General features: G+C 57.0%; 15 protein-coding genes. 14 read left to right on the forward strand and 1 reads right to left on the reverse strand.

Going from position 1 to position 16,842, the window contains the following annotated elements:
• Positions 1 to 42 precede the first annotated feature (42 nt).
• Both EOC93_RS08985 and EOC93_RS08990 read left to right on the forward strand, forming a co-directional pair.
• The gene (locus tag EOC93_RS08985; protein WP_126103200.1) at positions 43 to 1,671 is read left to right on the forward strand and encodes a fatty-acid--CoA ligase; all 1,629 of its coding nucleotides are present in this window, start codon (positions 43 to 45) and stop codon (positions 1,669 to 1,671) included.
• A gap of 76 nt (positions 1,672 to 1,747) precedes the next feature.
• Positions 1,748 to 2,530, forward strand: a complete 783-nt coding sequence (locus EOC93_RS08990) for a DUF1499 domain-containing protein (RefSeq protein WP_164759087.1) — start codon at positions 1,748 to 1,750, stop codon at positions 2,528 to 2,530.
• A 3-nt stretch (positions 2,531 to 2,533) separates the two neighbouring features.
• On the opposite strand, the gene EOC93_RS08995 is transcribed toward EOC93_RS08990, so the two are convergent.
• The gene (locus EOC93_RS08995; RefSeq protein WP_095486143.1) at positions 2,534 to 3,442 is read right to left on the reverse strand and encodes an MBL fold metallo-hydrolase; all 909 of its coding nucleotides are present in this window, start codon (positions 3,440 to 3,442) and stop codon (positions 2,534 to 2,536) included.
• Between the two features lie 115 nt (positions 3,443 to 3,557).
• Between EOC93_RS08995 and EOC93_RS09000 the strand changes: the two genes are divergently transcribed.
• The 12 genes from EOC93_RS09000 (at position 3,558) to EOC93_RS09055 (ending at position 16,761) form a co-directional block, all read left to right on the forward strand.
• A complete protein-coding gene (locus tag EOC93_RS09000; RefSeq protein ID WP_095486142.1) occupies positions 3,558 to 4,148 on the forward strand; it encodes a biotin transporter BioY in 591 nt (196 codons plus the stop codon).
• A gap of 478 nt (positions 4,149 to 4,626) precedes the next feature.
• Positions 4,627 to 5,148 (forward strand): transcription termination/antitermination NusG family protein, encoded by a 522-nt coding sequence (locus tag EOC93_RS09005; protein ID WP_164759088.1) that lies wholly within the window; start codon positions 4,627 to 4,629, stop codon positions 5,146 to 5,148.
• 503 nt (positions 5,149 to 5,651) lie between these two features.
• Positions 5,652 to 6,647, forward strand: a complete 996-nt coding sequence (locus tag EOC93_RS09010; RefSeq protein ID WP_245329911.1) for a sugar transferase — start codon at positions 5,652 to 5,654, stop codon at positions 6,645 to 6,647.
• Between the two features lie 99 nt (positions 6,648 to 6,746).
• Positions 6,747 to 7,841 carry a GDP-mannose 4,6-dehydratase gene (gene gmd / locus EOC93_RS09015; RefSeq protein ID WP_095486140.1) on the forward strand — a complete coding sequence of 365 codons (1,095 nt, stop codon included), beginning with the start codon at positions 6,747 to 6,749 and terminating at the stop codon, positions 7,839 to 7,841.
• 21 nt (positions 7,842 to 7,862) lie between these two features.
• The gene (locus EOC93_RS09020) at positions 7,863 to 8,651 is read left to right on the forward strand and encodes a glycosyltransferase family 2 protein (RefSeq protein ID WP_127204425.1); all 789 of its coding nucleotides are present in this window, start codon (positions 7,863 to 7,865) and stop codon (positions 8,649 to 8,651) included.
• A gap of 63 nt (positions 8,652 to 8,714) precedes the next feature.
• Positions 8,715 to 9,716 carry a hypothetical protein gene (locus tag EOC93_RS09025; RefSeq protein WP_095486138.1) on the forward strand — a complete coding sequence of 334 codons (1,002 nt, stop codon included), beginning with the start codon at positions 8,715 to 8,717 and terminating at the stop codon, positions 9,714 to 9,716.
• 97 nt (positions 9,717 to 9,813) lie between these two features.
• Positions 9,814 to 10,980, forward strand: a complete 1,167-nt coding sequence (locus EOC93_RS09030) for a glycosyltransferase family 4 protein (RefSeq protein WP_281033124.1) — start codon at positions 9,814 to 9,816, stop codon at positions 10,978 to 10,980.
• A complete protein-coding gene (locus tag EOC93_RS09035; RefSeq protein ID WP_095486136.1) occupies positions 10,977 to 11,585 on the forward strand; it encodes a DapH/DapD/GlmU-related protein in 609 nt (202 codons plus the stop codon). Before EOC93_RS09030 ends, EOC93_RS09035 begins: the two co-directional genes overlap by 4 nt.
• A gap of 379 nt (positions 11,586 to 11,964) precedes the next feature.
• Positions 11,965 to 13,518 (forward strand): lipopolysaccharide biosynthesis protein, encoded by a 1,554-nt coding sequence (locus EOC93_RS09040; protein WP_095486135.1) that lies wholly within the window; start codon positions 11,965 to 11,967, stop codon positions 13,516 to 13,518.
• The gene (locus EOC93_RS09045; protein ID WP_158302601.1) at positions 13,515 to 14,843 is read left to right on the forward strand and encodes a polysaccharide pyruvyl transferase family protein; all 1,329 of its coding nucleotides are present in this window, start codon (positions 13,515 to 13,517) and stop codon (positions 14,841 to 14,843) included. Before EOC93_RS09040 ends, EOC93_RS09045 begins: the two co-directional genes overlap by 4 nt.
• Positions 14,840 to 16,012 carry a glycosyltransferase gene (locus tag EOC93_RS09050; RefSeq protein ID WP_095486133.1) on the forward strand — a complete coding sequence of 391 codons (1,173 nt, stop codon included), beginning with the start codon at positions 14,840 to 14,842 and terminating at the stop codon, positions 16,010 to 16,012. The genes EOC93_RS09045 and EOC93_RS09050 overlap by 4 nt, the downstream gene beginning before the upstream one ends.
• Positions 16,009 to 16,761 (forward strand): class I SAM-dependent methyltransferase, encoded by a 753-nt coding sequence (locus EOC93_RS09055; protein WP_095486132.1) that lies wholly within the window; start codon positions 16,009 to 16,011, stop codon positions 16,759 to 16,761. The genes EOC93_RS09050 and EOC93_RS09055 overlap by 4 nt, the downstream gene beginning before the upstream one ends.
• The last annotated feature ends 81 nt before the right edge of the window (positions 16,762 to 16,842 follow it).

Here is a 16,842-nt window from a genome sequence, read left to right on the forward strand (position 1 = left end):
GGTTCGCCCCACAATGGAACGAAAAACCAATGGGAGGAAAAAATGCTCGGACTGATGCAGGAATGGCCGCTGCTTTGCCACAAGCTCATCGACAATGCAGCCAGGCAGCACGGCGAACGCGAGATCGTGTCGCGTTCGATCGAAGGCCCTATCGTCCGGACCACTTACGCCGAAATACGGCGCCGCGCCTTGAAAGCCGCGCAGCGGCTCGAGCGAGACGGTTTTGGGCTTGGCGACCGCATCGCCACATTGGCCTGGAATACGGCGCGCCACGTCGAAGCCTGGTACGGCATCATGGGTGTCGGCGCGATCTATCACACGCTCAATCCGCGCCTGTTTCCCGAGCAGATCGTCTGGATCATGAACAATGCCGAAGACAAGGCGATCTTCGTCGATCTGACATTCGTGCCGCTGCTTGAGAAGATCGCCGGCGCGGTCAAATCGCTGAGAAAGGTGATCGTGCTGACCGAAAAGGCGCATATGCCGCAAACGGCGCTGCCGAACGTCGTTGCCTATGAGGAGTGGCTTGACGAAGCCGATGGCGCCTTCGCCTGGAAGACGTTCGATGAAAACACCGCCGCTGGCATGTGCTACACCTCGGGCACGACAGGCGATCCGAAAGGCGTCCTTTACAGCCATCGCTCGAACGTGCTGCACGCGATGATCGCCGCGATGCCCGACGCCATGGGCCTCTCGTCGCGCGATACCATACTGCCGGTCGTGCCGATGTTCCACGCCAACGCCTGGGGCCTTGGCCAGAGTGGCCCGATGATCGGCGCCAAGCTGGTCATGCCTGGCTGCAAGATGGACGGCGCCTCGATCTATGAGTTGCTCGACACCGAAAAGGTGACGTTCAGCGCCGCCGTGCCGACAGTGTGGCTGATGCTGCTCCAGCATCTTGAGGAGACCGGCAAGAACCTTCCTTATCTGAAGAGGGTCGTCATCGGCGGCTCGTCCTGCCCGCGCGCGATCACGGCGAAGTTCCAGGACAATTACGATGTTGAGGTCATCCATGCATGGGGCATGACCGAGATGTCGCCGCTCGGCACCCTGTGCACCATGAAGCCGGGCTGTGCCGGGCTCGAGGGCGAAGCCCGGCTCGACGTCCAGAGCAAGCAGGGCTATCCGCCGTTCGGTGTCGAAATGAAGGTGACGGACGACGACAATAAGGAGCAGCCATGGGACGGCAAGACATTCGGGCGCTTGAAGGTCCGCGGACCGGCAGTCGCGCGCGCCTATTATGGCGGCGTCGGATCCGAACAGTTCGATCAAGAAGGCTGGTTCGATACCGGTGACGTCGCCCATATCGACCCGGGCGGCTATATGCAGATCACCGATCGCGCCAAGGACGTCATCAAATCGGGCGGTGAATGGATTTCGACGATCGAGCTCGAGAATCTCGCGGTCGGCCATCCGGATGTGGCGGAGGCAGCCGCGATCGGCATCCAACATTCGAAATGGGGCGAACGGCCCTTGCTTGTCGTCGTCCGCAAGCCGGGCCGGGAGCCGACCAAGACGGATATTCTCGCTTTCATGAACGGCAAGGTGGCGAAGTGGTGGATGCCGGACGACGTCGCCTTCGTCGGCGAAATTCCCCACACCGCCACCGGCAAGATCCAGAAGACCACCCTGCGCCAGCAATTCAGGGACTATCGCCTGCCGACGGATTGACGGAGATGACGTCTTTCGCCTTCAAGCCGCCGCTAAAGGGCTCTAAACGCCCGTTCGGGTTGGGGCAGTGCGGATAATGGAAACTCCCGAGCGACAGACGTCGAAGGTGGCCGGCTGGTCGCGGCGCACAGGCGCTTTTTCGGCGGTCCTGCTACTGACCGTTCTTATCGGCCATCGATATGGCCTGGTTGAAACGCCGGCTTTCCTCTGGGTGCTTGGCATTGTCGCGTTGCTTGCTGCTTTTGCCTTGCTGTTCGCCGGATTTGCCTTTTCGAGACTGTGGAATTTCGGCGACCGTGGCGGTCGCGATCTCACCGTCGGCACGTTGCTGGCACTGCTGGTGCTTGCTCCTTTTGGCATTGCTGCCTACTGGGCAGCGACTTACACGCCGCTCAGGGACATCTCGACGGATTTCGACGATCCGCCGATGCTCGACACCAGCACCCGGACCGGGGATATGAACGCGCTTTCGCCACCGACCCCGGGCGAGCAGCGCCTGCAGACCGAGACCTATCCGCTTGTCACCGGACGCAGCTACAATCTGCCGTTCGATCGCGTCCTGGAAGCAGTCGAAACCGTGCTCGATCGGCGGGATTGGCAGCTTACGGCGCCGTTTCCCCGCGCGATCGGGCAAAGCGAGGTGACGATCAACGCCCTGGCCAAGAGCTTCATCCTCAGCCTTCCCGCCGACGTCGCTGTCCGTGTGACCGACGATGGCGATGCGATCATTGTCGACATGCGTTCGGCGTCGCGTTACGGCCGCTACGACCTTGGCGACAATGCAGTTCGCGTCGTGGATTTCCTGGCCGAACTGGATCAGGAGGTCGCCGGCCAGGTCGGCACGGCCCCGACCGAGTAGCGCCTACGCAACGGGCGCGAAAATGCCGTCGATCGCCGGGTCGCCGTCGGTGCTCACCAGGCCGCGCGCCACCAGGTCCTCCAGATGGGCAAGCACGGACAGTCCGGCAGCGCCATGAAGGCGCGGATCTGTATTGCTATAGATAGCCATGACCATGTCCTTGATCGTCCGGTCGCCGCTTCTGATCCGTTCGAGGATCGCTTGTTCGCGCATCCTGCGATGCGTCTTCAACTCGTGCATGAAACTGCGCGGCGCGGTCACCGGCCCGCCATGACCGGGCAGCAGCAGGCGATCGTCGCGCTCGATCAGCCGATCCAGCGAGGCCATATAGTCGGCCATCGCGCCATCCGGCGGCGCAACGATGGTGGTCGCCCAGGCCATTACGTGATCGGCCGAGAACAGGACACCGGTTCCTTCCAGCGCAAAAGCCGCGTGATTGGCGGCATGACCTGGCGTCAGCACTGTTCTGATCGCCCAGCCGTCGCCGTTGACGACTTCATCGTCGGGCAGTGTGATGTCGGGAGCAAAGGCGATGTCGGCGCTGGCGTCGAGCGGATTGACCTCGCCTATGCGCAGCGGCCTCGCCGGGCGATGCGGGCCTTCGGCCAGGACAATTGCGCCGGTATGCTGCTTCAGCCGCGCTGCCAGCGGAGAATGGTCGCGATGCGTGTGGCTGACAAAAATGTGGCTGACCGGCCTGTCTCCGATCACCTCGATCAGTGTCTTGAGGTGCGCGTCGTCATCCGGTCCCGGATCGATCACCGCCAGCGTCTTGCGCCCGACGATGTAGCTGTTGGTGCCGTAAAAGGTGAACCGGCTGGGGTTTTTGGCGGTAATCCGAAGCACGTCGGGCGCTACGGTCACGCTGTGGCCGTAGGACGGGTCGAAGCGTGTGTCGAATTCCAGCGCCATGGTGAATGTCGTGACCTTTATTGGGGGGAGGGCAAAACTGATTGCCGCATAACACGGAAGCCAATATAGGAAAACGCAAGGCCGCGCTCTGCGGCAGTCCGAAATGGGGAAGACCATGGCAATTGTAACGACGATGCGCCCGCTTGTTTCTCTCGCTTTGCCTGAAAAGGGCGCGACCCGGCTAATGACCCAGCTTTTGCTTGCGATCGTTGGAACGCTGGTGCTGACCTTGTCGGCCAAGACGAGGGTTTTGCTCGGGCCGGTCGACATCTCGATGCAAACTTTAGCCGTCTTTCTGATCGCCGCAGCATTCGGCATGCGCCTCGGCGTCGCCACGCTGCTTCTTTACATGGCGGAGGGCGCCATGGGCTTCCCAGTCTTCCAGGGCACGCCGGAAAAGGGCATCGGCATCGCCTACATGCTCGGCTCGACCGGCGGCTATCTTGCCGGCTTCGTGGTCATGGCCGCGATCGTCGGCTGGGCCGCCGATCGCGGCTGGGATCGCCATCCGGTCAAGCTCTTCAATGCGATTCTGGTTGCCGAAATCATCATGATGGCGATGGGTTTTGCCTGGCTGGCGCTGCTCATCGGCCCGGAAAAATCATGGCAGTTCGGTGTTGTGCCCTTCATCGTCGGCGACCTGATCAAGGTCGCCCTGGCGGCGAGCCTAGTGCCAGCCGTCTGGTCGCTGCTCAAACGCTCCTGAACTCTGGTCGATAGATCGGGCGCGGCACTGATCGAGTCCACGCAACCACAGGCCTGTGATTGCGTGGTCCTGTTTCAGCGACGGCCTGGCCGCGAGTTCTCGTCAAAGCAGGCCGCCGCCAAGTGGTCGGTAACGCTTTGCTAACGATAACCGTCACACTATGTTCAAATCGACCGATTAAGGACCAGAAGTGCCAGCGGTTCGCCGCGAGTCAGCGTAACCAAGCAGCTACATATCGACGCAATTGCTCGATACCCTGCTGGATAGCTAAAAAAGAAAGCGGCTCGATGACTTTTAGGTGCAGCCAAAGTTAGTGGACAATTAACAGGACTTTTTCGACCAAGCTTGATTCTCGCGAGATGGTTGCTTGCTGGTATCTTCACGCTGTCGTAACCCTTGCCGTCAGCCATGCCGAAAACCGCCGAGAGCGAGACGTGTGATTAGCCCGGAAAAAATAACTGTTAAGGCGACTGTATCGTTGCAACGGCCCGCAACCGGCACCGCCGCACGCTGGTATGCCGCCAGCGTATTTCCGGGAAAAGAAGACGTCGCCGAACGGCATCTCCGGGTGCAGGGGTTTCACCCGTTTACGCCTCGCTGCGAGAAGACCACACGTCATGCCCGGCGCATCGAGACGCGACCGGCGGCCTATTTTCCAGGGTATATGTTCATCTCCCTCGATGTCGCGCTGCAGCGGTGGCGCTCGGTCAATGGAACGTTCGGCGTGCGCTCACTCATCATGCAGGGCGAACGGCCATTGCCAGTCCCGTCGGGGTTGGTGGAGCGGTTCATAGCTCTGACTGGCAGGGACGGCCTGCTTGATTTCAGCGGAGGCCTCGTTGCGGGCGCATCGGTTCGGATTCTTTCAGGTCCTTTCGCGGAGATGATCGGCCGCCTTGACCGACTCGATCCAGCTGGAAGAGCCCGGGTTCTGGTTGCCATCATGAATGGCGAGATCCCTATTGACATGGATTCAAGGGAACTCGTCGCGATCGCATAACCGCAATTGTCGCTCGGTCATGCGGTGTAGACTGTTGGAAAGTCGGCTCTCGGGTTTCACCCGGGAGTGCGGTAGCCATTGTTGGAGCCTAAGCATTCCGATGGAACGAAAGGTTGCCTTGCGCGCGTGGGCACGGAGCCTGACAATTTCTGCATTTCGCGTGGAATGCCTAACGTTTTCTGGCCGTTTCTCGGGAACCCATTAGAGAGCACTCTGAATTGAATGCGCCCATCATAAAGCCGCAAAACCAACGGCACCTGCTACACCGGATTAGATTTCAACTTCTCGGTGGATTGGCTTTTGCGATTCTGACTCCTGCGCTGGTTAGGATGCTGGTAGGTCAAAATATATTATATTACTCAAACGTTCAGATTACGATTTTCGCCGGAATAGTCGCGCATACTTCGGGATTTTTTTTCTTTCGCCGAATAATAAATCTGCCTGGCGTCGCGGCCGCTGGTTATATTATGCCGACTTTTGCGCTTTCCTACGGACTTGTATATTTGGCGATTTTCCTGTTCCGAATTGACTATAGCGCTTTCCAGGCAGCCGGCAGTTTGACGCTGTCAATCTTCTGGTATTTCGGTTTGAGTATCCTGAGCCGGCGCCTGGATCCGTACAGTCTCGCCGTGGTTCCAGGCGGGGCTGTCAGTCGTCTTGAAGAGATTGGCGGCGTGAATTGGCATTGGCTCCGCTCCCCCGAGACGGTCATTGACCGCGTGAGCGGAGTCGTTGCCGACCTTCGTGCCGAGCTATCCGACGATTGGGAGCGCTACATCGCCGATCAGGCTCTCGCAGGCGTTCCTGTCTATCACGTCAAGCAGATCAGTGAATCGCTGACGGGTCGCGTCGAAATCGAGCATTTGTCCGAAAACACGTTGGGTTCGCTTAATCCCAACCAGGCCTATATCAAGATCAAGCAGGTGATCGACTGGGTTTGCGCGCTGTTGGCCCTGATTATGCTGGCGCCGTTCTTGTTGTTGATTGCGCTGATGATCAGGCTGGAATCTCCTGGGCCCGCCATATTTCGCCAGGAGCGCCTAGGCTACGGCGGAAAATCATTTACGGTCTATAAGTTTCGGACGATGACAGTTAGCGCGCCTGAAGCGGCAAACGTTCGCAGTCTCGCCGTCACCAGGCCGGGCGATACCAGGGTTACCCGGCTCGGCCGCTTCCTTCGCAGGAGCCGAATTGACGAACTGCCGCAGTTGATAAATATCGTTCGCTCGGAGATGAGCTGGATTGGGCCCCGCCCCGAAGCGACGGTGTTGTCTTCTCATTATTCGATGGCGCTGCCGTTCTATCGCTACCGAAATATCGTTCGTCCAGGAATTTCCGGGTGGGCCCAGGTGAATCAGGGATATGTGTCTGACGACGACGACGAGATCGAGAAGCTGCACTATGATTTCTATTACATCAAGAATTTCTCGCCATGGCTCGATATCGTTATTGTGCTAAGGACCCTAAAAACGATGCTAAGTGGGTTTGGATCCCGATAATAGCCAGGTTGAATTCAGTCTGGTTCCACCAGTCGAACGCTGCACCGATTGACTGAAGAACGCCATGGTTGTGTTTCTACAGCTGCCGAAGGGAACGAAATGAGCCGAAAAACTGCGTTGATTACCGGTATCACCGGCCAAGATGGCGCCTATCTGGCGGAACTGCTCCTGGCAAAGGGCTACGATGTCCACGGCATCAAGCGGCGTTCCTCGTCGTTCAACACCGGTCGCATCGATAATCTCTACCAGGATCCGCACGAAAAGAACGTAAGGCTGTCGCTTCACTATGGTGATATGACCGACGCGACCAACCTCATCCGCATCGTCCAGGAAGTGCAGCCAGACGAGATCTACAATCTCGCCGCACAATCGCATGTCCAGGTAAGCTTCGAGACTGCGGAATATACGGCGAATGCCGACGCGATAGGTACGCTACGCCTTCTGGAAGCCATCCGGCTGCTTGGCCTGACAAAAAAGACGCGTTTCTATCAGGCATCGACTTCCGAACTCTATGGTAAGGTGCAGGAGATCCCACAAAAGGAAACGACGCCCTTCTATCCGCGCTCGCCTTATGCGGCGGCAAAGATATATGCCTACTGGATAACCGTGAACTACCGCGAAGCTTACGATATCCATGCCTCCAACGGCATACTGTTCAATCACGAGAGCCCGATGCGCGGCGAGACGTTCGTTACCCGCAAGATCACGCGCGCGGCTGCCGCGATCAGCCTCGGCCTTCAGGACAAGCTCTACCTCGGCAATCTGTCGGCTGAACGTGATTGGGGGCACGCTCGCGACTACGTCGAAGGCATGTGGAGAATTCTTCAGCATGACGTGCCAGACGACTACGTCCTTGCAACCGGCGTAAAGAATTCGGTCCGCCGCTTTGTCGAGCTAGCATTCAATGAGGTCGGGACCGAGATCGAGTGGGTTGGTTCCGGGATTGATGAAAAAGGCGTAGATGCAAAATCAGGCGCTGTCCTGATCGAGGTGGATCCGCGCTATTTCAGGCCGACTGAAGTAGAGCTTCTGATCGGCGACGCCTCGAAAGCGGAGCGCGTTCTCGGGTGGAGGGCAACAACCTCGCTCGACGCGATGGTTCAGGAAATGGTTCAGTCCGACCTTGAAACGGTAAAGCGGGAATCGGAGCACCGGCGCCTGGACGAGGATCGCATTCGCGTTGCGGCGCAGTAAGCGACTTTGGGCCTGGTCGACATGAAAATCTCGGTTTTGACGGTCTGCCGGAATTCCGCAGCAACGATCAGGCATACGCTTGACAGTTTTTTTGCCCAAGATCATGAGGACAAGGAACTGGTCGTCGTCGATGGAGCGTCGACCGACGAAACGCTCTCGATCATTCGTTCCTATGGGGACAAACAACTGCAGATCGTCAGCGAGCCGGACCGAGGCATGTATGACGCTCTGAACAAGGGGCTTGCGCTTTGCAGCGGCGAGGCGATCGGGGCCCTCAATGCGGACGACGCGTTTCACGACCGGTCTGTGCTTGGCAAGATCAGCGTGGCGCTCGCTGACGCCGATATCGTCCACGGCCATCTCGACTTCGTGGAAAACCACGACAGCAAGCGGGTGGTTCGCCGCTGGCGGGCAGAACCAAGACCTCGAGATGGGTTTCGTTCGGGCTGGATGCCTGCTCACCCGACCTTCTATGTTCGGCGTGGCGTTGCCGAAAAGGTCGGGTCGTTCGATCTGGCGCTCAAAGTCTCCTCCGACTACGACTGGATGCTGCGGGCCGTCGAGCTTCATGGATTTAGGCTCGCTACAATGGATCAGGTCCTTGTCGACATGATGGTTGGGGGGGCAAGCACAAGGAGTTTCCGTTCCCATATCGGGCACAATCTGGAAGCGCTGCGCTCCCGCCGCCGTTGGCTCGGATCAGGCCCTGTCGACTACGCGCTTGTTGCGAAGCCGATGCGGAAGATTGGGCAGTTCTTCGGCGTCAAGGGTGCCAGCACTGCCAAGCAAAGCCGGCACGGAGCAAGCTGAATAGTGGTTTCGGCAACTGATGCCGCGAAGGCCGGCGCAGGGGTGAGGCGAGATCGCGTTCACGTGTTTGCGCCCGATGGTCACCGCCAATTCTACCAGGGTCTCTTTGCCAGCCTGTTTGACCTTGAGCCGGTAATGGGACGCATTGGACCTCGATTGTGGCTTGACCTCGTTCGGGCCCGCCACCTCCTGTTCGCCACCATAGACGATGACTACGCTGGTTTTATAGCAGTTGCGTTGACAAGATCGCTGATCGGACGGCGCACGGTTGGGCTTTTTCTCAGGCCGTCCCAATGTTTCGAGAGCGGGAGGCTCGTCTATCGCCTCAAGAGATGGGCTTTCCGGTGCTTGCGATATTTGCCTCGCCTGTCGCTCTTTACGATTTTGCCGTTCACATTTGATCGTCGATTTGCCCAGGTCGCGTACGGATGGGTACACGACCCTCAGATGTGGGACATGCATGACCGCGCGATGTCCATCGAAACGTCTCAACTGTCACGCGACGTGTTGGCCGCGGCCGGTGGACGCGCGATTTTGTGCTTCCTGGGCAGCGTGAGAAAGTCGAAGGGCTTCGAATTCTTAGTCAACATCCTCTCCGACCATCCAGATCTCGCGAAAGATGTCTTTGTGGTGGCTGCCGGCCGCGTCGATCCGGCCTCTGGCCGGGATTGTGCTCGGCTGATTTCTACTGGCGGAATGGTGGTCGACCGTTTCGTGTCCGACGACGAACTTCTGAGCCTTTACAAGACCTGCGATTTCGCCTGGTGCTGCTACGAGCCCGACTACGACCAGGCCTCCGGCATATTCGGACGAAGCGTACAATTGGGGGCACGTCCGATCATCCGCAAAGGCTCGCACCTTGAGAAATACGCACAAGAAGGTGCAGTTGCGCCGGTCTGTCTAATTTACGGCGACACCCGTGACGCTGCCGCCAATATAGCAACGGCCGCAGCCAATCGATCCGAGAAGGTCGCGGACAGTCGGTCCGACAAAGCGGTTCGGCTGGGCGAAATCGTCGGTAGCTGGCGGTCTGATTTTATTCAGAAGATCCGAGCGGCCCTTTGACCCGCAGGCACATATTCCTCAAGTACCGCTGGCAGTCAGTTTCGGGTGCCTGCAAGGCGTGGTTCGAAAGTGTGGTCGGTTCCGAGTGTATCCGATAGTGAAGAAAGTTCTGTATTTTCATCATGCGACGGGCTTGGGTGGCGCGCCACGGAGCCTTTCCTTGCTCATCCAGGGGCTTGATCGCGAGCGATTCCAGCCAATCGTAGCTATGCCTAAGCGGGAGGGTAATGGTGCGGTAAAGGCCTTATTTCGTGAAGCTGGTGCCGAGGTCATCGAAGAGAGAGATATACGGCCGTTCAATGGGTCCTCAGTAGCCCGCAATGACGCATTAAAAGATCGCGCCTATGCGATCGCTTCCTATCCACTCACTGTAAGGTGTGCAAAGCGTCTAGTTAATGATGTTCGTCCCGATCTGGTGCATCTGAATTCAACCTGTCTAGTGGCCGCCGCCGCCGGGGCGCACATGGCGGCGCCAAAATTGCCGGTGATCGCTCATGTACGCGAGCCTCTGCTCTCCAATAGGTGGGGCCGAGCGCTGGCCAGCCTTAATAGGAGGCACGTGAATGCCTTTATTAGCATTGACGAAGCTGGTTTGCGGACGCTCGGAAGCAAAGATGCAGATGGGACAGTTGTGTACAATTTCGTCGACGACGAAGCATTTCACTCCGATCCTGAATCCGGTGAAAAATATAGGCGCATGCAGGCTTGGAATGCTGACGATATCGTTTTCTTATTCTTGGCTCGTGTTGCTCCGTCAAATGGCCCCCTGGAGTTAGTGAAGTTGATCGACGAGAACGCGCAAAAGTTGCATCCGTCTGCTCGATTTGTTGTTGCCGGATTCCCAAAAAGCAAGACCGGCTACGCTTTGGCTGCGTACGAAGCTGCAGGACGGAGCCCCCGATGTGTCGCAGTGGATTTCGTAGAAGATCCGGTTCCCTTGATGTTGGCTTCGGATGTAATGGTCGCTCCCTTCACAGAGCCTCACAGTGCGAGAAGTGTGTTCGAAGGTGCCGCGTTAGGAAAGCCGGGCTTGGTCGCCAACGTTCCACATTTGGTTGAATTAGTGAGGGACGGTCACACAGGCGCTGTGTTCAGTTGGGAAGAGCCAAATACCTTTGTGTCTGCTGTTAATGACTTGTGCAATAGTGATAAGCGAACGGAAATGGGGCGTGCCTCGCTCGAGTTTGCTAAGGCAAACTTTTGCAGCAAGACGGGTGTCGAAAAGACAATGTCAGTCTATGACAAACTGTTAGAGAACAGATGATCGCACGAATTGGACATCTGTATAACATAATATGCCGTTTCTACTGGTCTGTGAGAGTTCGCCTGCAACTGCGCATCCGCAGGGTCCCTTTGCCAAAAGGCTTTGTGGTACTTGGCCCATTGGGATTAAGCGCGCGGGGTCGAATTCGTATTGGTGAGAACGTCACAATCGTAAACAGCTCTCGTTTTAATCGGGCCGGTATCAACCACCCAACACAGTTGGTGGCTGGGCAGGGAGCAACACTGACGATCGGTAATAATACTGGGATATCGGGAGCAGCGATATTCTGCTCAGAGTCGATTTCGATTGGAAATAATGTACTTATAGGAGCAAATTGCAATATATATGACACAGATTTCCATCCAGTAGACTTTATGCGGCGGCGCGAGGGCATGCCGTGCAAAACCGCGCCGATAGTTATCGAAGATGATGTTTGGCTGGGCGCGGGCGTTACCGTCCTGAAGGGGGTAATGATTGGCGCGCGCACCGTCATCGCGGCGGGAAGCGTCGTCACTTCCGACATCCCGCCGGATTGCCTGGCCGCCGGCGTGCCTTGCAAGGTCATACGGTTCCTGGCGCCCACGCACGTCGCATCGATTGAATGACGACTTATTTCCTCAATGGCGGCTGGATGACGGCCAACAACGTCATTGCCCGGGTTCTGGGCCTTCTGGTCATAGTCTTCGCCGCGCGACGTCTGAGGCCCGAAGTTGCGATGCCGCCGGTCAGCGCCGTGTTTGGTAACTGGTTCTGCTCGCGCGTCGAGGCGTGCTGTGCCGTCGTTTCCAAGTTAGCCGGTGTTGTGTGGGGGGAGGAGGTTCAAGGTGGGTGCCGTTGGAGCCATTCTGGGCGTTGGATAACGTCTCGCATGATCATGGCATTTCACGACGCTGGAAAGAGCGAGCGCCGAAGATGGCGACAGGTGCCAAATAGCTACGTGCATGGGCCTGTGACCAACCGACGAGAGCGCGCTGGAATGCCATTGTGACGAAGGCTCCGTCCGGTCGTTCTGATACGTCAAAAAGCTCTGTGCTAAGCAGCGAGCATCTGACGCGCGATCTCGGGAGACGCACGGCATCTGGGGGGGTCATAGCCCTCTGCGCTCAGGCTTTGATTCTTCTTACACAGGTCGGCTACATGGCGCTAATGGCGCGGTTGCTGCAACCCGATGACTTCGGTCTGGTGGCCATGGCGGCGTCCGTCACGGCGTTTGTCGGAGTCTTCGCCGACTTGGGTCTGTCCATGGTGACTGTCCAGCGCAAGGAGGTTGATCACGACACCGTCAGCGCGTTATTTTTCGTCAATCTTGGCGTCGGTTTCGGTCTGATGCCGCTGGCGTGGCTGATGGCGCCGGTCGCGACCTGGCTTTTCAATGACCCTCGCGTTTTTCACCTTGTCTTAATTCTGGCGATCGCCATCCCGATCACAGCGGCCGGTGCGCAGCACAAGGCGCTATTAATTCGACACATGCGTTGGATGTCGCTGCATAGTGTAAATCTTGGCAGCCTCGTGTGTGGATGTGCTGTCGGTGTTGCAATGGCCTGGGGTTGGCACTTCGAATACTGGTCGCTCGCCGGGGCGACGCTCACGACGGCTCTTGTTGGCACGACTGGCCAGTGGGTACTGTCACCTTGGCGACCGACCAGGGTCGCCAATTGGAGGAATGCACGATCGGCCATTAGTTTTGGGATCAATTACAGTGGATCCCAGTTCACAAACTACATTAACCGCCAATCCGACAACGTGCTGGTCGGCTGGAAATCCGGTCCCAACGAACTCGGATTCTACACCCGCGCTTACTCACTGTTCATGCTGCCGATGACGCTTATAAGCGGACCAATTGGCTCGGTTATCATTCCGATGCTGAGCCGCCTTCAAACCCAACCCGACAAATGGGCTAGAACCTATCTCAGCGCCATGCGGCTTACACTCATGATAAACACGATATTGTGCATTCTCATTACGATCAATGCGCAAGAAATCGTAGAGATCGTTTATGGAGAAAACTGGTCAAAGTCTGGTACTATTTTGGCGATACTCTCGTTGTCCCTCATCACGAGTATTTCCGGTCAGTTTGGTGGTTGGGCGCTGATCTCTTTGGGTCGAGCGCGCGAGTTGTTTGTATTTTCCATCTTCTCTTCGTTAATCCGATTTGCGCTCTTCCTGTTCGCCATTCAATGGGGGGCTCCGGGAGTCGCTGTCGCGTGGTGCATAACGTCTTGGGTGTTCACCCCGGTACTCTGGCTTTATGCGACAAGAGGTACAGAGCTGAGATTCAAGGATCTTGTGAAGGCATCGAGCCTATTCTTCTTTTCTTATATTGCGATCGTCGCGCTCTTTATTCTCGGGGAGTCGGTCGGAACTTCATTTAACGCCCTGTCTATGCTGACCGAGGGCGGCCTCGTCTTAAAGACTATCAGCACGATGTTAATCTATGGAGCTTTTGTTGTTGCTCCATATCGTTTCGCCGGTTCCATGTGGGAGGACATGCGGCTCTTTCTAGACAAAGACGTCCATCCAGAGGATCTAAAGCATTGAAAATCATCGTCGAAACCACGGTTTTTTTGAACGGCGGAGACGCTGCGATCCAGGTCGCGACAAAACGGATTCTTAAAGCCGCGTTCGGAGACGATATCGAGATCGTTTTTGCGGACATGGATGCGCAGGTCGCCAAACGGTACTATCCGGGAAACACCTTTGTTTGCTTTCCTTCTGCACAGCTTCACAAGAGCAAATATATTAGGTTGCTGAATAGGCTGACAAAGGGACGGCTGGAATTAAATTCAGTTTATTCAATTCTGATCGCCATGATCTTTATAGAGCGGCATTTGAGCTGGTTGAAATACCTTGGGTACGGAGGCCAAGTTGCTCGAGCCTTACGAGAGTACATTGCGGCAGATCTCATTATTTCGACCGGCGGCACGTACCTTTCAAAGAAACACCGAGGGTCGGTTTCCCATCGGCTGCCGGAATATGAGAGAGACGTCTATCTTGGAAAGCCGCCCATTTTTTTTACGCAATCGATGGGTCCATTCGGCGACGATCGCATTTTTCACCGACTTGCGGAGATTCTGAGAAAAAGCCCTCTCATACTGGTCAGAGACCGGAAATCCATGGCTTTCGCGAAAGAGCTTGTCGGACATGCGGATAATATTGAGGAAGTGGCAGACTGCGTATTCATTCTGACGGACCAGGACGAGATCGAGAGACGGCGCGCAGCGTCGCAGGTTGCGAAGCCGGGACGGCGGCCGAGAATCGCCGTTTCAGTTCGGCCGTGGGCGGATTTTGGGGAACGAGATTCTGAGGTCGGCCGCGCGAAATACCATCAATCGGTAGCCCGAGCGACCGCGTGGTTCGTGGAAGAAGTCGGGGCCGAAGTGACATTTATTTCGACCTGCCAAGGGATTCCCGAGTATCGCTTCAACGACTCGGACGCGGCGCGCGACGTCTTGAAGTATCTGCCGGAGCACGTGCGAAACAGCGTAGTCATTGATTTGCAGTTCAGGGACACCGAAACATTGCTTCGTAAAATTGGCGAATTCGATGGCGCCATATGCACACGCATGCACATGTGCATTCTGAGTTTGTGTCGCGGCCTTCCAGTCTTGCCGATTTGCTATGAGAGGAAAACAGCAGATCTTTTTCGATCACTTGATTTGGAGGACTACGTTACTTTCATCGATAAGATTGAGCCGGATGGTTTTCGCAATCTCGCTGAGCGCTGGTGGCAAAACCAGGAATCGATAGCGGAAAGATCGCTGCGGGGAACCCTTGCGCTCCGCGACAGTGCTTTATCCACGGTTGGTATTCTCAAAAACAGATTTGCACCGGTGGAGTTGCAGATGGAGGCAGTATCCCCATGATTGCTGTCATTTCGCAATTCTTCAACACGCCTTCTGAAACATTTATCCGTGATCATGTTCGCCATCTCGCGCCCGGCAGGACTGTGCTCATCTGTCAGGAGCCCGATGGTGCCGATCAATTCGGTTATCCAGTTCTTTCCGGGGTCCCGCGGCTGTCACCGCTTAGCCGACTACACAGCCGCATTGTCAATGTGGCGCGTCTGGGCTGGCTTGCGTATGTGCGTGAGGGAATGTCGCGGAGCGATGAGGACCGGGTTGTCGAATTCTTGAAGGCCCACAAGGTGGATGCCGCCCTTGTCGAGTATCTTACGATGGGCGCGCTGTTCGCTCCCGCTTGTCGCCGCGCCGGCGTGCGGTTGTACGCCCACGCCCATGGGGCGGATTCAACCGTGATGCCCAGGAAGCAACTATGGCGACGTCGCTACCGGCGTCTGTTCGCCATTGTTGACGGCATCATCACGCCATCGCGTTTCATCGCCGACCGTCTGAGTCAAATCGGCTGTCCGAATGAGAAACTCCACGTCAGTCCGTGTGGAGTTTTGCCCGAGCGCTTCACACCATCGAAGCGCGAAAGCGGTCGGCTCCTTTTCGTTGGGCGGTTCGTTGAAAAGAAATCACCGCACCTCGCGATCGAGGCGTTCGCCCGGATCGCTTCAAAGTTTCCCGAGGCGCAGCTCGATTTCGTTGGGGATGGGCCCTTGATGGCGCGATCCAAGGCGTTGGTGGAGCAGGAGAATTTGTCGGATCGTGTCATTTTTCACGGCTCTCGAAGCATAGAATATGTTCAGGGCATGATGCAGGACGCTGCTATTTTCGTGCAGCATTCAGTGACGGCTCGCAATGGAGATATGGAAGGCCTGCCGGTATCGATCCTGGAGGCCATGGCGAGCGCGCTTCCCGTTGTGGCGACACGTCACAGCGGCATTCCAGAGGCCGTTGTCGATGGTAAGACTGGCATACTTGTGGAAGAACACGATATCGAAAGCATGGCAGAGGCGCTTGCTAGTCTCCTGGCAGAGCCTCACCGTGCTGCCAAGATGGGGGATGCCGGGCGCCAGCGCGTGCTGGATCATTTCACCCAACGGCACACGCGCGATCGCCTTCGACACGCCATGATGCTGCCGACAATTGCGGAACCTCTCGACTTCGCTGAGGGCCAGGTTCAATGAAGAATGCCGAGCAGTGGAAGCCTACTAAGTTCGAACGGACCGGCAAGGGCGTTTGGCGCTCGAACCGCAAGGAGGTACCGGCGCGGTCGCGATTGATCGCCGATCGATTGGCGTCCGTCTATGCCGCGGCGATCGCTACTCATGCCAAGGGTCGTCTTGTCGATTTGGGCTGTGGTGCCGTTCCGCTTTACGGGATCTATCGCGAGCATGTCAGTGATGTCTTCTGTGTCGATTGGCCGGGCAGCACCCATGGCGCCGCCTACGTCGACCTTTTCGCGGACCTCAACGAGCAATTGGTCCTGGAGCAAGGGAGTTTCGACACGGTCATCGCCAGCGACGTTATCGAACATCTGCATACGCCGCAGGCCTTGTTCGACAGTGCAGCCCGGGCTTTGAGGCCTGGTGGTAAGTTGATAATCGGCGTGCCGTTTTTTTACTGGCTGCACGAGGTTCCCCACGATTATCATCGCTACACCCGCTTCGCCTTGGAGCGGATGACGATGAAGGCGGGCCTAAGCACAATCGAGTTGTCGTCCTACGGCGGCGTCACAGATGTTATTTCCGATCTTGCCACGAAGGCGGTGGCGTCTCGGCCCCGGATTGCCAGTTCGGTCTATTGGCTGACCAGCCTGATGCGGGCATTGCCGCCTGTCAAGAAATTGGGGCTTGCGACTCGCGAGAGCATGCCGATGGGTTATCTTCTAATAGCCGAAAAAGTATCAGCCCCACCGTCTTCGGGGGGAGGCTAAAAATACAGGACCGCCGAATATTGTGCCTGCAACCGGTGTCGCCGAGAGCTGTCAGGCTCGATTTCGTCATCCGGCGCACAG

The organism is Mesorhizobium sp. M6A.T.Ce.TU.002.03.1.1, assembly GCF_003997275.1.
GTDB classification, from domain to species: domain Bacteria; phylum Pseudomonadota; class Alphaproteobacteria; order Rhizobiales; family Rhizobiaceae; genus Mesorhizobium; species Mesorhizobium mediterraneum.

What these genes read in the sequence shown, in the direction of transcription:
- EOC93_RS08985 (WP_126103200.1), top strand. Translation starts at nt 43, where the DNA reads ATGCTCGGACTGATGCAGGAATGGCCGCTGCTTTGCCACAAGCTCATC.
- EOC93_RS08990 (WP_164759087.1), top strand. Translation starts at nt 1,748, where the DNA reads ATGGAAACTCCCGAGCGACAGACGTCGAAGGTGGCCGGCTGGTCGCGG.
- EOC93_RS08995 (WP_095486143.1), bottom strand. Translation starts at nt 3,442, where the DNA reads ATGGCGCTGGAATTCGACACACGCTTCGACCCGTCCTACGGCCACAGC.
- EOC93_RS09000 (WP_095486142.1), top strand. Translation starts at nt 3,558, where the DNA reads ATGGCAATTGTAACGACGATGCGCCCGCTTGTTTCTCTCGCTTTGCCT.
- gmd (WP_095486140.1), top strand. Translation starts at nt 6,747, where the DNA reads ATGAGCCGAAAAACTGCGTTGATTACCGGTATCACCGGCCAAGATGGC.
- EOC93_RS09020 (WP_127204425.1), top strand. Translation starts at nt 7,863, where the DNA reads ATGAAAATCTCGGTTTTGACGGTCTGCCGGAATTCCGCAGCAACGATC.
- EOC93_RS09035 (WP_095486136.1), top strand. Translation starts at nt 10,977, where the DNA reads ATGATCGCACGAATTGGACATCTGTATAACATAATATGCCGTTTCTAC.
- EOC93_RS09050 (WP_095486133.1), top strand. Translation starts at nt 14,840, where the DNA reads ATGATTGCTGTCATTTCGCAATTCTTCAACACGCCTTCTGAAACATTT.
- EOC93_RS09055 (WP_095486132.1), top strand. Translation starts at nt 16,009, where the DNA reads ATGAAGAATGCCGAGCAGTGGAAGCCTACTAAGTTCGAACGGACCGGC.